Origin of the sequence: Mycobacterium noviomagense (assembly GCF_010731635.1) — a bacterium.
Lineage (GTDB): Bacteria > Actinomycetota > Actinomycetes > Mycobacteriales > Mycobacteriaceae > Mycobacterium > Mycobacterium noviomagense.
The window spans coordinates 757565-772422 of record NZ_AP022583.1 but is presented as its reverse complement, the minus strand read 5'-3'; the positions used below and the strand labels follow the sequence as shown (position 1 = coordinate 772422).

10 protein-coding genes are annotated in these 14858 nt (G+C 65.0%); 1 reads left to right on the top strand and 9 read right to left on the bottom strand.

Annotated elements, in window-relative coordinates; genetic code table 11:
* Nucleotides 1–12: 12 nt before the first annotated feature.
* The 9 genes from G6N15_RS03370 to G6N15_RS23060 all read right to left on the bottom strand — a co-directional run bounded on the left by G6N15_RS03370 (nucleotide 13) and on the right by G6N15_RS23060 (nucleotide 14050).
* Entirely contained in the window at nucleotides 13–1446 is a 1434-nt protein-coding gene (locus G6N15_RS03370; RefSeq protein ID WP_083088510.1) for a PPE family protein, SVP subgroup, read from the bottom strand.
* A 4-nt stretch (nucleotides 1447–1450) separates the two neighbouring features.
* Nucleotides 1451–2878, bottom strand: a complete 1428-nt coding sequence (locus tag G6N15_RS03365; protein ID WP_163747920.1) for a PPE family protein, SVP subgroup — start codon at nucleotides 2876–2878, stop codon at nucleotides 1451–1453.
* Between the two features lie 343 nt (nucleotides 2879–3221).
* Entirely contained in the window at nucleotides 3222–4985 is a 1764-nt protein-coding gene (locus G6N15_RS03360) for an NAD-binding protein (RefSeq protein WP_083089844.1), read from the bottom strand.
* 930 nt (nucleotides 4986–5915) lie between these two features.
* A complete protein-coding gene (locus G6N15_RS03355) occupies nucleotides 5916–6596 on the bottom strand; it encodes a response regulator (RefSeq protein WP_083089846.1) in 681 nt (226 codons plus the stop codon).
* Nucleotides 6593–9205, bottom strand: a complete 2613-nt coding sequence (locus tag G6N15_RS03350) for a sensor histidine kinase (RefSeq protein ID WP_083089847.1) — start codon at nucleotides 9203–9205, stop codon at nucleotides 6593–6595. Before G6N15_RS03350 ends, G6N15_RS03355 begins: the two co-directional genes overlap by 4 nt.
* Nucleotides 9205–10128, bottom strand: coding sequence for a potassium-transporting ATPase subunit C (locus G6N15_RS03345; protein ID WP_083089848.1), 924 nt, complete (start codon nucleotides 10126–10128; stop codon nucleotides 9205–9207). The genes G6N15_RS03350 and G6N15_RS03345 overlap by 1 nt, the downstream gene beginning before the upstream one ends.
* A gap of 2 nt (nucleotides 10129–10130) precedes the next feature.
* Nucleotides 10131–12287 (bottom strand): potassium-transporting ATPase subunit KdpB, encoded by a 2157-nt coding sequence (gene kdpB, locus G6N15_RS03340; protein WP_083089849.1) that lies wholly within the window; start codon nucleotides 12285–12287, stop codon nucleotides 10131–10133.
* Between the two features lie 3 nt (nucleotides 12288–12290).
* Nucleotides 12291–13961: a potassium-transporting ATPase subunit KdpA gene (kdpA, locus tag G6N15_RS03335; protein WP_083089850.1), complete on the bottom strand. Its 1671-nt coding sequence runs from the start codon at nucleotides 13959–13961 to the stop codon at nucleotides 12291–12293.
* Nucleotides 13961–14050, bottom strand: a complete 90-nt coding sequence (locus tag G6N15_RS23060) for a potassium-transporting ATPase subunit F (protein ID WP_139798034.1) — start codon at nucleotides 14048–14050, stop codon at nucleotides 13961–13963. The genes kdpA and G6N15_RS23060 overlap by 1 nt, the downstream gene beginning before the upstream one ends.
* 337 nt (nucleotides 14051–14387) lie before the next feature.
* On the opposite strand from G6N15_RS23060, the gene G6N15_RS03325 reads away from it, so the two are divergent.
* Nucleotides 14388–14831 carry a CBS domain-containing protein gene (locus G6N15_RS03325; protein ID WP_083089852.1) on the top strand — a complete coding sequence of 148 codons (444 nt, stop codon included), beginning with the start codon at nucleotides 14388–14390 and terminating at the stop codon, nucleotides 14829–14831.
* Nucleotides 14832–14858: the final 27 nt, after the last annotated feature.

Below are 14858 nucleotides of genomic sequence, written 5' to 3'. Positions count from 1 at the left end.
AGGCGCAAGGATTCAGCGGCCGAGAAGGCGTTTTTTCTGCTCGGTGAATTCTTCGTGGGACAGTTTTCCCTCGTCGCGGAGCTTAGCGATCTCGCGTATCCTCGCCGCGATACCGGTCACCACGAGCCGTGGATTGCTCTGCGACGGTTGGGCTTTGCTGTCAGCCGCCGTACTGTGACCGGGAGTTGCCGCGCGTCCGGCGCGAGCCGCCACACGTTCACCCGGTGCCGCTTTGCCGCGATCCTGGCCGCCGGTGCCCAGGGCTCCGCCCATAGCGCTTCCGGTCAAGCCCGCTAAAGCCATGTTGGTGAACGGGTTTCCCGGCGCCCCAGTGATTCCCTCCTCGGCGGCCTCCGCAGCTGCGGCCGTGCTGGTGGTCGGCAATGCCAGTGCTACCGGTCGTACCGCCGGCGTCGCGACGGTCCACGTCGGCGGCACTGACAAAGCGCCAACCCTGTTCGCCTCGCCTAGGCCCGCCGACACCGATGACGCCGGCGCCGCCGCCGCCAGCGGGCCGGGGTTCGTGATGATCGCCGGGAATTCCGTCGGAGGCGCCGATCCTGTGCCGGGCCAGGGCTGCACCCCTGCCCAGCCGCTGACGATCTGATCCGTGTGCAAACCGGAAAGAGCACCTTCAACGGTGAACGGAAGATCCACTGGCGCCAAGATGGCCATTGGAGCGTTGACGCCAAGTGCAGCCAAGCCGCTGGGTAAGTTGACGAAGACGGAAATCAGGTTGGCCAGCGTGCTCAGCGGGTCCGGGGGATCGGCCGCGGCTGCTGGCGCCGCCGCGAAGCTCTGCAGTGCGCTCGGCACCGCCGAAAAGGCTTGCTGGGCCGACGAAACGGTGCTTTGCACATTGCCGGCGGCGGTACCGGTGGCATGACCGACGGTGGCGGCCTGGGTAGCAGTACCGCCGGGATTGGTACTCGACGGCGGTGCCATAAACGGCTTGAACGCGGTCGCCAATGCCGATGAAACCGCATAGCCGTACATCGCGGCGGCGTCCTGGGCCCACATCTCCATGTAATGGGCCTCTGTCGCCGCGATCGCCGGTGTGTTCTGCCCCAACACGTTCGTCGCTACCAGCGCCGTCAATTGCGCGCGGTTGGCCGCGATCACCGGCGGCGGCACCGTCGATGCGAACGCCTCTTCGTAGGCCGCCGCCGCCGCTTTAGCGTGGACCGCCGTCTCCTCGGCTTGCGCGGCGGTGGCGCTGAGCCACACCACGTAGGATGCGGCTGCACTCGCCATCGACGCCGACGACGGGCCCAGCCACGGCCCAGCGGTCAGTCCCGAGATCACCGACTTGTATGCGTTCGCCGCCGAATGTAGCTCAGCCGCCAGCCCTTCCCAGGCCTCGGCAGCCGCCACCATCGGTCCCGACCCGGGACCGGCATACATTCGACCGGAGTTGACCTCCGGTGGCAACATCGCGAAGTCCATGTTTTCAGCGCCCGAGCAGACGGTTTTTCTGTTCGGTGTACTCCTCTTCGGTCAAAATCCCCTCGTCGCGCAGCCTGGCGAACTCGCGCAGCTCGGCCGCGACACCGGTCACCACAGTTCGCGGTTGGGTCTCCGGCCCCTCACCTTCGCGGTCACCCGCGGCGCTATCACCGGTAGTCGCGGTCCGCTTATCGGCAGACGTGACGCGGTCGGTGGGAGTCGCCTTGCCGCGATCCCGGCCGGTGCCGAGGGTTCCGGCCATGGCGCGCCCGGCCATACCCGCCAGAGCCATGTCGCTGAACGTGCTGCCTGAGGCACCTGTCACTCCCTCCGCGGCGGCCTCTGCCGCCGCGGTAACGCCGGTCCCGGGCAAGGCCGGCAGGGTCACCGCGACGGGACGTACCGCTGGCGTCGACACGGTCCACGTCGGCGGCACCGACAACGCCCCGACCGTGTTCGCCTGGCCCACACCCGCAGAGACGGCTGGCGCCGACGGCGCAATCGGGCCCGTGATAATCGCGGGGAACTCCGTTGGCGGCACTGTGCCCGTCCCGGGCCAGGGCTCCACGCCTGCCCAGCCACTGACGATGTCGTCGGTGTGGAAACCAGTTAGCGCACTGACTACGTCGAACGGGAGAGCCACCGCCGACAACGGCGCGAGTGGCGTATCGATGCCGAGGGTAGCCAGGCCGCTTGGCAAGTCGACAAAAACGGAAATCAGGTTGGCCGTCGTGCTCAGTGGATCCGGAGGATCCGCCGCCGCGGCTGGTGCCGCTGCCAGATTCTGGAGTGCGTTGGGCACCGCGGAGAAGGCTTGCTGCGTAGACGAGACGGTGCTCCGCGCGTTGCCGGCGGCGGTGCCCGTGGCTTTGCCGACGGCGGCCGCTTGGTTGGCCCCGGCTCCGGGGTGGGAGCTCCGTGGGGGCGGGTCGAACGGTGTCAGCACGGTTGCGGAGGCCGCCGCCGTCGCGTAGCCATACATGGCGGCGACGTCTTGGGCCCACATCTCTGAGTACTGTGCTTCGGTCGCCGCGATCGCGGGGGTCTTCTGTCCGAGGATGTTCGTCGCCACCAGCATCATCAAAAGGCTGCGGTTCGCCGCGACCGCCGGCGGCGGGACGGTTGCGGCGAAAGCCGTCTCGTAGGCTGCGGCCGCCATTCTGGCCTGAGCGGCCGTTTCTTCGGCCTGCGCCGCCGTGGTCCTCATCCAGGTCACATAGGGGGCCACTGCGGCAGCCATCGAAGCCGATGCGGGCCCCAGCCATGGCCCGGTGGTGAGTCCCGCAACGACCGATTGATATGCGTTTGCTGCTGCAGACAGCTCAGCGGCCAGCCCTTCCCAGGTTGTCGCCGCGGCCAGCAGCGGCCCCGAACCTGGTCCGGTATACATCAGACCGGAGTTGACCTCTGGCGGAAACATCGGAAAATTCACTGCCGCCGCCTCATTAGGCCCGCCGAGTCGGTGGTCTGCGCGGCGATGTCTATAGAACTCAGTGCTGACCGTCGACCAGCGATCCAGGGTGAGATGCCCGCCGTCATGGCCACCGGCGCCGACTGAAAGGCTACGAGAAACACGGGCTCCCCCCGGTGACTGCTGGGCAAACGTAATTGCAGATTACGTTACGGCTAGGTTGCCCATCAAAGACTGGCGTGACTGCCAGGCAAATCCAGTATGAGTTCTTGACCGAAACTGTAGGAATTCGTTAACGACTTCTTAACGGTTTTTCGCGACCCCTGCCGGCAATTCACGGTTCTCGGAAAACCGGCTACTTGAGTTACCGTCGGCTGACCTCTTGATCTTCGCGCGGGCGGTCGTCTTGGGTACTGGACTGCTGGGGCGGCTGTCCCTTGCGCAAAGTGTCGAGCAGTTCTCGGTAGGGGCCGACGAGATAGACCGTGTCGCCGCCTCTCAGCAGGGCATCGCGGCGCGGATGCAGCTTGACGGGTTCGTTCGGACGGGTGATCGCGATGACGCGCGTCTGGGTGGACATATCAAACATTCGCAGCCCGTCGAGTTCACTGCCGGGTTCGACGTGCATTGCACCGACCACAAACGAGCTCTGCCCGACCGAAAACGTCCCCAGCACCTGCAGGCCCATCGCGGCACCGATGAACCATGGTGCGGCCAGTTCGACGGTCGAGCGAACGTTTTGGAAGTCGAACCTTTGCGCCACCGCGAAGCCCAGCGTGCGGTCGTAGACCCGCAGCACAATCGGAACGTCCCGCCACCGGTTAATATCGGGCCACACCCGGGGTCCCAACATCTCCCGGAGCACGATCCCGGTCTCGATATTGATGATGTCGTCGCGCGTCAGGACAGCCACTGCGCGGGCGCGGTCGACGCGGGCCGCTTCCAGCGTCTGGGGCAGCGTCGCGTCCCCGAATATCACCGGCACGTCGAGCTCTGCCGCCGACGACAGGAAGCGGTTATTCTCGTCGTGTTCAATCACCGCGACGTCATAGCCGGCGGCGATCAAGTCGCTGACGACGCGGATGCCGAGCGCGCTCAGCCCGACGACGATGATGTGGTTGCGCAGATGACGCACCCTCGGCCGTCCGGCCGAGTAGACGAAGCGGCGCGACAGCAGGACGTCGGCAATGAACGAGACAAGCAGAGCAATGGTCGTCACGCCACCGAACATCAACATGGCGGCGAACAGTCGCAGCCATGTCGGCTGGTGGCTGAAGCTGAAGTCGCCGTAGCCCGTCGTGGTGATCGTCTCGGTCGTGAAGTACAACGCGTCAACCCACGACATCCCGCTGCGCCCGGTGTAGGTGAATCGCAACACGGCCGTTGCGCCGAACAGCAGGGCGAGCACCGCGGCGATCACGGGGTAAAACGCCGGGTTGATGTCGTCGCGTAGGGTGCGTGCCGCGTCGAGCACTCGCCGCAGCCGCGGCTGACGCGCGCGTGTTCCGGTCGGGCGCGGCACCTTGATGGCGCGGGCGGCCAGTTCGTCGGCTGTCCCGATCATCGCCGTCCAGTCGCCGGCATGCACCCGCAAATCGCGGCCGGGACACACCACCACCTCGTCGGGCGTGGGGGAGTTGTCTCCATGGATCACCGCCACCGGTGCCAAGTCGCCGTAGAGCTCGCGCAGCGTCGCGTCACGCTGTGCTTCGGTGCCCCAGACAACGAATTTGATGCCGGCCGCCTCGAACGGGTGCATGGTGTGCGCCAGACACGCCTCGACGATTGCCGGCGCCGCAAGGTCAGCGACGTTGAGGATTGCGCCCGGCCCGTTATCGGCGGCCACCGCTTCTCGGAGCACGTCATTGGCCAGCCGAGCCACCACGCGGGTGTCCGGGTTGGCTTTCCTTGCCAGCAGCGCGATTTCGAGATTTGTCGCGTCGTCATCACCTGCGCACACAACGGCCACTGCTCGGGCGACCCCTGCGGCGGCAAGCTCTGTTTGGACCCCCGCGTCGGAAAATTCAGAGTTGGCGAGCTTGGCTATGCTCGCGCCGGCGCTTTTCAGCTCCTCGACGATCGTTGTCGCCAGCGCGTCTTCACCGCTGACGATTATGTGGCTCTGCATGGCCTTGTCCGTTATACCCAAAGCTCGATTGCGGTCGAGCGGTCGAAGACTTCAGCGGACCAGGTTTGCCGGAAAAACGCGGCCGACCGCGATGGACAATGGTCCCGATATCGCCCGACGTCGTGCCAAGCCGAAAGAACTCGACCTGGTTGTCTCGACCGTTACACCACGGCTTCATATTGTCAGGCATCAACCCCCTTCGACTGACATTGATGGGCATGACTATAAATCGACCGGCCAAGCGCCGCCGGTTAAATCACCGGAAGGTCGAATGGCGCCACGAGCGACTGAACGAGGGAAGGACTACGGCGACGCACCGATTGCATAGGTGTGCTGAGCAAAAATTTTGACATTGCCGTAAGGCAAAATGGGGTCGGCAACGCGCAATCCCGCGGCGCGAAAACCGCACTAGGCAGGCAAGTTTCAGTGGTGCTGCGAGTGCGCTGGGCGACCTGTCGAGGATCGCGGTTCTGGTTCTTCGCTCGACGGTCGGCCTCAGTAGCTCGCGCTGGATGCCGATGGCGGACAACCCCGAGCATCCACGCGCTTAACAGAAAGTTAATACGGCAAGTAGCGCCCAGCTCACCGGAGCAGCACTCGGTGGCTCATCCTCCCGCGCCTCCGCCTCCGCCACTGTCGGTCCCATAATTGTCGGTGCCATCGCCGGGGTAATTGGCGGGCTCACCGGCGTTATTGCCCTCGTTGTGCATAGCGCCGGCCATCGCACGACCGGTGTGGTAGGCCGTAGCCTGCCAGCCGCCAGCCCACCCAACAGCAATTTGGGTCCCCGCCAAACCCGTCAGTGCGATACCAGCGGCAACGGTGACCGCCATAGGCAAATGCGCCACATTTTTCATTGGCGGGACTCTACTAGCAAATACCTAAAGAATGAATTTGAAACGCGTTACGATTGATTGCGCGGAATTAACATCATGTTTCGAAGCGATATCCCATGCCCGCCTCGGTGAGCAGATGTTTAGGTCGCGATGGGTCGTCTTCGAGTTTGCGTCTCAGCTGCGCTAAATAGACACGCAGATAGTGTGTTTCGGTGGCGTACGCCGGTCCCCACACCTCTTTGAGAAGCTCTTCGCGACCCACCAGCTTGCCGCGGTTCCGAGCCAACACCTCCAGCATTCCCCACTCGGTCGGCGTCAGGTGAACTTCTGCACCGTTTTTGATCACTTTTTTGGCAGCCAAATCGACTGTGAAAGAAGAAGTTTCGATAACCGGCTGATCGATCTCGGTTGCCGCGGCGTTGCGGCGCACCGCTGCGCGTAGCCGGGCGAGGAACTCGTCCATACCAAACGGCTTGGTCACGTAGTCGTCGGCGCCCGCATCGAGCGCTTCGACCTTGTCCGACGAGTCGGTGCGCGCCGAGAGCACGATGACCGGTGCATTGAGCCAGCCGCGCAGCCCGGCCAATACCTCGGTGCCGGAGATGTCCGGCAGCCCCAGATCCAGGATCACGACATCCGGCCGGTGTTCGGCCGCGGCACGTAGCGCACCGGCGCCGCTCGCGGCGGTAGTCACTTCGTAACCGCGCACGGACAGGTTGATCCGCAGCGCCCGCAGGATGTGCGGCTCGTCGTCGATGACCAACACACGTGTCAAGTGCGCCGCTCCTCCTGGACGGTGACGCTGGTCGCGTCGCGCTGAATCGGCGCGGCCCCATCCCCCTGCGGCGCAGCGAGATCCACGACGACCGTCAATCCGCCGCCCGGCGTGTCGGTCGCCTGGATCGTGCCGCCCATGGCCTCGACGAAGCCGCGCGCCACTGACAGCCCCAATCCCGCACCGGTGGTGTTGTCGTGGTCCCCCAACCGCTGGAAGGCCTCGAAGATCTGTTCCTCGCTGCCGCGCGGGATTCCGCGACCTTCGTCGATCACGTTGATCAGCACGCGATCGCCCACCCTTCCTGCGTTGACGCGCACCACACAGTTGGGCGCGTAGCGCAATGCGTTGTCGATAAGGTTCGCCAAAACTCGTTCCAGCAGCCCGGCGTCGGCCATCGCGACCGATCCGTCGACGTCGACCTTGACGCGGTCGATACCGGATCTGAAGAAGCCAGTGGCGCCCTTGCCGATGCTGACCAGCGCGCGCTGCACCGCTTCCTCGAGGTACACCCGATGCAGCTCGGGGCGAATTGCGCCGGCCGCCAACCGCGACGAGTCGAGCAGATTGCCCACCAGCGCGGTGAGCTGGTCGATCGATTCCTCGATGGTGGTGAGCAATTCGGCGGTGTCCTCGGCGGAGAAGTCGACATCTTGGGCCCGCAGGCTGGAGACCGCGACCTTCGCCGCTGCCAGTGGTGTGCGCAGATCATGGCTGACCGCCGACAGCAAGGAGCGGCGCAGCTTGTCGGCCTGGCCGATCGCTTCGGCCCGGCTGGCCTCCTGGGCAAGCTCACGCTGTTTGATCAGACCCGCGGCCTGCTTGGCCACCGCGCTCAGCACGCGGCGATCCCGGGCGGCCAGCTTCTTGCCCGCCAGCAGCATCCAGAACTCGTCGTCGCCGACGTCGATCGCGGTATCGGCGGAATCGACTGTGGTGCACGGTTCCCTGCCGACTGCTGCCGCGACGTAGCGACTGCCGTCGCCGCGCTCGCGAAGCACGCTGACCGCACGCTGCGCGTAGGTCTCACGCACCCGCTCGAGCAGTGTCTCCAGGTCCGCGCCGCGCAGCACCGATCCCGCGAACAGCGTCAACAGCTCCGCCTCCCGCGATGCCCGTCCCGCTTCGCGGGCGCGTTTGGCCGCGCCGTCGACGAGAACTGCCACCGCCACGGCCATCACCAACAACACCAGCTCGGTGACCGCGGCGTCGGGCTCGGCGATGGTGAAGCTATGGATGGGAGGGGTCAGGTAGTAGTTGAGCAACAGACCGGACAGCACCGCCGAAAGAGCCGCCGGGGCAACGCCTCCCAGTAAGGCAACCACCAGCACCCCGACGAAGAACAGCGCGCTTGCCCCGCTGGTGGTCAAAAACCGCTGAAGCCAGGCGACCGTCACCGCGCAGATGACGGACGGGACGATCAGGGCCGCCAGCCACGATGCGGTGCGGCGTTCGCGCGGCGAAATCGATGCCGTCCGAAAGCCCTGCTTGGATTCCTCGTGAGTGACGATGTGCACGTCGATCTTGCCGGACCGCTGCACGACCGCGGCGCCGATGCCTTCGTCGAAAACGCGTGCCCACCGAGAGCGCCGCGATGTCCCGATCACCAGCTGGGTGGCGTTCATCTCGCGAGCGAAATCCAGTAGCGCCGTAGGCACATCGTCGCCAACCACGGTGTGCAGCGAAGCATCAAGGCTGGCGGCCAGTTCCCGGATCTTGCCCATCCGAGATGCCGACACACCCGAAAGCCCGTCGCCGCGCAGGACATGCACCACCATCAGCTCGGCGCTGGCTTTCGAGGCGATCCGGGATGCTCGGCGCACCAGTGTCTCGGATTCCGGGCCACCGGTGACCGCCACCACGACGCGCTCGCGGGCCTCCCAGGTGTCGGTAATCCGTTTGTCGGCACGATATTTGGCCAGCGCGGCGTCGACCTGGTCAGCCAGCCACAGCAGCGCTAATTCGCGAAGCGCGGTGAGGTTTCCGCTGCGGAAGTAGTTCGACAGTGCCGCGTCGATCTTTTCCGGCGCGTAGACGTTGCCGTGGGATAGCCTGCGCCGCAGCGCTTCTGGCGTAATGTCGATGAGCTCGATCTGGGAGGCCTGGCGTACCACCGAATCCGGTATGGTTTCCTGCTGCTCGATCCCGGTGATCTGGGCGACCACGTCGTTGAGGCTCTCCAGATGCTGGATATTGACCGTGGAGATCACCGTGATACCGGCGTCAAGCAGCTCCTCGACGTCCTGCCATCGCTTCGGGTTCTTGCTGCCAGGGACGTTGGTGTGGGCGAGCTCGTCGACCAGGACCACCTGCGGATTGCGGGCTAGCACGGCCGGCACGTCGAGTTCGGCGAAGGAGCTACCGCGGTACTCGATGCGGCGGCGAGGAATGACCTCGATGCCCTTGAGCAGCTCCGCGACTTTGCGGCGGCCGTGCGTCTCCACCACACCGGCTACCAGATCGGTGCCGCGTTCCAGCCGCCGATGGGCCTCGGACAGCATCGCGTACGTCTTGCCGACGCCCGGAGCCGCACCCAGATAGATGCGCAGCTCCCCGCGTTTGCGGCGATGGTCAACGACGCTCATGTGACCATCATCCACCTGCGACATCAGCGTGCGACCGGAAACCTCTGGTCAAGCTGCAGGTTGAGCTGCAACACGTTGACCCGCGGCTCACCGAAGATGCCCAGATCACGCCCACGCTGGTTCTCGCCCACCAACTCGCGTACCTGAGCCACTGTGACATGACGTGCCCGGGCAATCCGGGTGACCTGGATGTCGGCGTAGGCCGGTGAGATATCGGGATCGAGACCGCTGCCGCTGGCGGTCACGGCGTCAGCCGGCACCTCGGGAGTGGAGGGCGCTGAGCCACGGATGGGCACGATTTGACCGATCGAGTAGTCCTCGCCGAAGCGTGCGCACTCGACCCGTACCCCTTCGTAGGTCGCGACAAATGGCTCGCTGGTGGTTGCGCAGGGCTCGTTGACGCTGACCACCCTGGTCGGGTGCACCACATTGCCGCGTGCATCGCGGGGCCCGATCACCGACAGCACCGCCCCGACACCGCCGCCGGTGCAGAACGGACGCGATCCGCCGACCTGCTCCAGTTCGCCGACGTCCTTGCTGCGCGAACACACCAGGGTGAGCAGGCTCGGCTTGAATCCGGCCTCGGCAGGCTTGGCACCGGCTGCCAGCTTGGCCGGGTCGGCCGGGGTATCGACGACGCTTTCGGGTCCCAGATTGCCGGCGCCACTGGCGGTGGGGTCATAGCCGTCGCCGGCCGCCGACGGGCGGCTCTGGAAATACTGGGGCAACGCGCGGCCGGCGGCGTCGGTGAACGATTGGCCGATCAGCCGGCTGCCAACCGGTTTACCGTGGGCCCGAATGATGGAGCCCTCCGCCTTATCATGCAAACCTGGAAGCTGCGCGACCAACCAAATGAGCAGCGGGTATCCGGCACCCAGGATGACGGTGAACACGAGCAGCGCGCGCAAGGCGGCCCAGTGTTGGCGTACCACGTTGGTGAACTTCATCTTTAAGACATCCCGGGTAGCAGTTGAACCACCAAGTCGATCAACTTGATTCCGATGAACGGGCTGACGATTCCGCCCAGTCCGTAGACGTACAGGTTGCGGCTGAGCAGTTTCGACGCGCTGCTGGGGGTGTAGCGAACACCGCGCAGCGCCAACGGAATCAGGGCCACGATGACCAGTGCGTTGAAGATGACGGCCGATAGGATCGCGGACTGCGGGCTGTGCAGCCGCATCACGTTGATCAGGTCCAGACCCGGAAACAGGGCGACGAACATCGCCGGGATGATCGCGAAATACTTGGCGATGTCGTTGGCGATCGAGAACGTGGTCAGCGCGCCGCGGGTGATCAACAACTGCTTGCCGATCTCCACGATCTCGATGAGCTTGGTGGGGTCGGAGTCCAGATCCACCATGTTGCCGGCTTCCTTGGCCGCGGTGGTTCCGGTGTTCATCGCCACCCCCACGTCGGCCTGAGCCAGCGCCGGTGCGTCGTTCGTGCCGTCGCCGGTCATCGCGACGAGCCGACCACCCTCCTGCTCCTGTTTGATCAGCACCAGCTTGTCTTCGGGGGTGGCCTCGGCGAGAAAGTCGTCGACGCCCGCTTCGTCGGCAATTGCCTTGGCGGTCAACGGATTGTCACCGGTGATCATCACGGTTCGGATGCCCATCCGGCGCATGGCGTCGAACCGGTCGCGCATGCCTTGCTTGACGACGTCTTTCAGGTAAATGACGCCGAGCACCTCGGCCTTTTTTCCGCCGTCGACCGCCGTTACCTGCCCGACGACAAGCGGAGTTCCACCGGCAGCGGCGATTCCGTCGACGATCTCGCCCAGGATGACGGGGACCTTTCCGCCGTGGCCGCGTATCCATTCGGCGACGGCGCTGGCCGCGCCCTTGCGCAGCTGGCGTCCGTCGACGTCGACACCAGACATGCGGGTCGTGGCGGAAAACTCCACCCACGAAGCGTCGGCGAGTTCGCCCGGTGTCCGGGCGCGCAACCCGTAAGCGTCTTTGGCGTACACGACGATCGAGCGGCCTTCGGGCGTTTCGTCGGCGAGGCTGGCCAGCTGCGCGGCGTCGGCCAGGGCCTCGGAAGTCACGCCGCTGAGCGGAATGAACTCCGACGCTTGCCGGTTGCCCAGCGTCACCGTTCCGGTTTTGTCCAGCAGCAGGGTGTTGACGTCACCTGCTGCTTCGACGGCGCGCCCGGACATGGCTAAGACGTTGCGCTGCACCAGCCGGTCCATTCCGGCGATGCCGATCGCCGAGAGCAGCGCACCGATCGTGGTGGGGATCAGACATACCAGCAGCGCTACCAAGACGATTCCGGTGACGCCGCCAGCCCCGACAGCGACGGTGTCGGGCACACCGGGGTTGTTGGCCTTGGAGTAGATCGCCAGCGGCTGCAGCGTCGCGACCGCGAACAGGAAGATGATCGTCAGCGCGGCCAGCAGGATGTTCAGCGCGATCTCATTCGGCGTCTTTTGCCGATTGGCGCCCTCCACCAGCGCAATCATCTTGTCCACGAAGCTTTCCCCGGGCTTCTGGGTGATTTTGACCACGATGCGATCCGACAGCACGGTGGTTCCTCCGGTGACCGCCGAGCGGTCGCCGCCGGATTCCCGGATCACCGGTGCCGATTCGCCGGTGATGGCCGATTCGTCCACCGAGGCAATGCCTTCGATGACGTCACCGTCTCCCGGGATGATCTGGCCGGCTTCGACGACGACGATGTCACCTTGCTGCAGCAGCGGTGCGGGAACGCGTTCCTCGATGCCCGCGGCCCCGGGCACCCAATCGCGCAGCCGGCGCGCGATCGTGTCGGCCTTGGACCTGCGCAGGGCGTCAGCTTGCGCTTTACCTCGACCCTCGGCGACCGCTTCGGCCAGGTTGGCGAATAGCACTGTCAGCCAAAGCCAGAACACGGCAAGCCACCCGAACCAGCTCGGTTCGCCGATCGCCAGGACCGTTGACCACACAGCGCCGATCTCGACGATGAACATCACCGGGTTGCGCCACAGGGTGCGGGGATCGAGCTTTCGCAGGGCATCCGGCAGCGACGTCACCAGCATCTTGGGGTCGAGCAGACCGCCGTGAACCCGTTCCGCCGGCGCATGGCTGGCATGTGGTGCGCTCGAACCCGTTGCGACGGAGACCATTTTTCAGTGAATCCCTTCGGCCAAAGGTCCCAGTGCCAAGGCGGGCAAGAAGGTGAGGGCAACCAAGATGATCGTGACGCCGACGACCAAGCCGACGAACTGAGGCTTATGCGTGGGTAGCGTGCCGAGCGACTCCGGCCTCCTGCCCTGACCGGCGAGCGAACCGGCCAGCGCGAGCACCAGAACGATCGGCAAGAATCTGCCGAACACCATCGCAAGTCCGAGGGCAGTGTTGTACCAGGTCGTATTTGCCGACAAACCCGCAAACGCGGAGCCGTTGTTGTTCGCCGCAGAGGTGAACGCATAGAGCACCTCCGACAGACCGTGCGGTCCTGTGTTGGCCATGCCGGCGCGCGGGCCCGGCAACGCCATCGCGATGGCCGTGCCGAGCAGCACGATCAGCGGGGTTACCAGGAAATAGCCTGCGGCAAGCTTGATTTCGCGCGGCCTGATCTTCTTGCCGAGGTATTCCGGGGTGCGGCCGACCATCAAGCCCGCCACGAAAACCGTGATGATCGCAAGGATCAACATGCCGTACAGACCCGAGCCGGTGCCGCCGGGCGCGACCTCGCCCAGCTGCATGTTGAACATCGTCATCATGCCGCCCAGGCTGGTGTAGGAGTCATGCGCGGAATCGACAGCGCCGGTGGACGTCAGCGTCGTCGCGTCGGCGAAGATCGCCGAGTCGGCGATCCCGAAACGCTGCTCGACTCCTTCCATCGCCGCTCCCGTTGCCGTGGGGACGGTGCCGTGATGATGCAACTGAAACAGCATCATCATGGTGATGCTCATGGTGGCGATGACACCCATGACCGCAGCAATCGCGTAACCCTGCTTCTTGTTGCCCACGATGCGGCCAAAAGTGCGCGGCAGCGAGAAGCTGATGACCAGGAGTAAGAAGATCTCGACCCAGTTCGTCCATACGGTCGGGTTCTCGAACGGGTGCGCGGAGTTGGCGTTGAAGAACCCGCCGCCATTGGTGCCGAGCTCCTTGATCGCCTCCTGGCTGGCGACCGGACCGCCCGTGATGGTCTGCGGAGAACCGGCCAGCGTGGCGACCACCTGGTCGTGCAGATGGAAGTTCTGGATAGCGCCGCCGGCGAGAAGCAGGACGGCGCCGACGACGGAGATGGGCAGCAAAATTCGCAGGGTGCCCCGCACCACGTCGACCCAGAAGTTGCCGAGCTCACTGCTATTGCGGCTGGCGAACCCCCGGACGAGTGCGATGGCGACCGCCATGCCGACCGCTGCGGACACGAAGTTTTGCACTGCCAAGCCGGCCATCTGCACCAGATGTCCCTGGGTCGATTCACCGGAGTAGCTCTGCCAATTGGTGTTGGTGACGAAGCTGACCGCGGTGTTCCAGGCCAGCGACGCTGTCATCGGTGTGGCCGGATTGTGCAGGTGCAGCGGCAACTTGTCTTGCAGCAGCTGCAAGCAGAACAAGAACACGATGCTGACCGCCGAGAACGCGAGCACACTGCGCGCGTAGGCGGCCCACGGCTGTTCCGAACTCGGGTTGGCGCCGATGAGGCGATAAATGAGACGTTCTATGCGCGCGTGCTTTTGGGCCGTGTAGACCCGGTACATGTAGTCGCCCAGCGGCACATGGGCCACCGCCAGCGCCGCCGCCAGCAGCACGACAAACAGCACCCCTGTTGTTGCGCTGCTCACTAGAACCGCTCCGGAAAGATCAGGGCCGCACCGAGCAACAACGCGAGCAGGACGGCCAGCACCAGACCGACAATGTTCGCGGCGGTCACAATCGTTCGACCAGCTTCAGGACCGTGCCGAGCAGAGCGAAAACCGCAACCGTCAGCACAAGGTAGAGCACGACAGACACCTGTTCTCCGTTCACGACAACCCCGACTGGCCGATGCATCGACCACATTCGAAGCAGCATTAACTGCGCCCTCCCTGGTGAGGCCTGCAATGACGGTAAGCGCGTCGGTGCCCGGAGGGCAGGGACGTTGACGCTTTCTTTACGCCTCGCCTACCGTCGCGGACCTCCATCTGCGCCGGGCGCAGCAACTCGACCGCTTGACCGGCGGTGAGCCGGTTGGCCCTGCAGTCGCTGACGGGCGGTAGTAACTTCGCCGTATGCGCGCTGCCGATATGGCTGAGGATTTTCCGGTCTTGACCACCGATTCGGAGGCACTCGAAGCTGTTCGCATGTTAGCGCTGCGGCGCCTACCTGGAGTCTTGGTCGTCGACGCCTCGGGCAGCCCCTATGCGGTACTACCGGCCTCCCAGGTGGTCCGCTTCATCGTGCCGCGCTATGTGCAAGATGATCCGTCACTGGCGGGTGTGCTGCAGGAGTCGATGGCTGATCACGTTGCGGAAAGGTTGGAAGGCAAGACGGTCGGCGACATGCTGCCCGAGCACCTGACCGACGTACCGCCGGCCGATGTCGACGACACCATCATCGAGGTAGCGGCGGTGATGGCGCGGCTGAGAAGCCCGCTGATCCCGGTGACCAAGGACGGCGGGTTGCAGGGCGTGATCACAGCATCGCGTCTGCTTGCCGCCGTGCTCAAATCTTGAGCGCCGTTTCGGTGCGCGCTCCACTGC

What these genes read in the sequence shown, in the direction of transcription:
- G6N15_RS03370 (WP_083088510.1), bottom strand. Translation starts at nt 1,446, where the DNA reads ATGGACTTCGCGATGTTGCCACCGGAGGTCAACTCCGGTCGAATGTAT.
- G6N15_RS03350 (WP_083089847.1), bottom strand. Translation starts at nt 9,205, where the DNA reads ATGTCGCAGGTGGATGATGGTCACATGAGCGTCGTTGACCATCGCCGC.
- G6N15_RS03345 (WP_083089848.1), bottom strand. Translation starts at nt 10,128, where the DNA reads ATGAAGTTCACCAACGTGGTACGCCAACACTGGGCCGCCTTGCGCGCG.
- G6N15_RS03360 (WP_083089844.1), bottom strand. Translation starts at nt 4,985, where the DNA reads ATGCAGAGCCACATAATCGTCAGCGGTGAAGACGCGCTGGCGACAACG.
- G6N15_RS03325 (WP_083089852.1), top strand. Translation starts at nt 14,388, where the DNA reads ATGCGCGCTGCCGATATGGCTGAGGATTTTCCGGTCTTGACCACCGAT.
- kdpB (WP_083089849.1), bottom strand. Translation starts at nt 12,287, where the DNA reads ATGGTCTCCGTCGCAACGGGTTCGAGCGCACCACATGCCAGCCATGCG.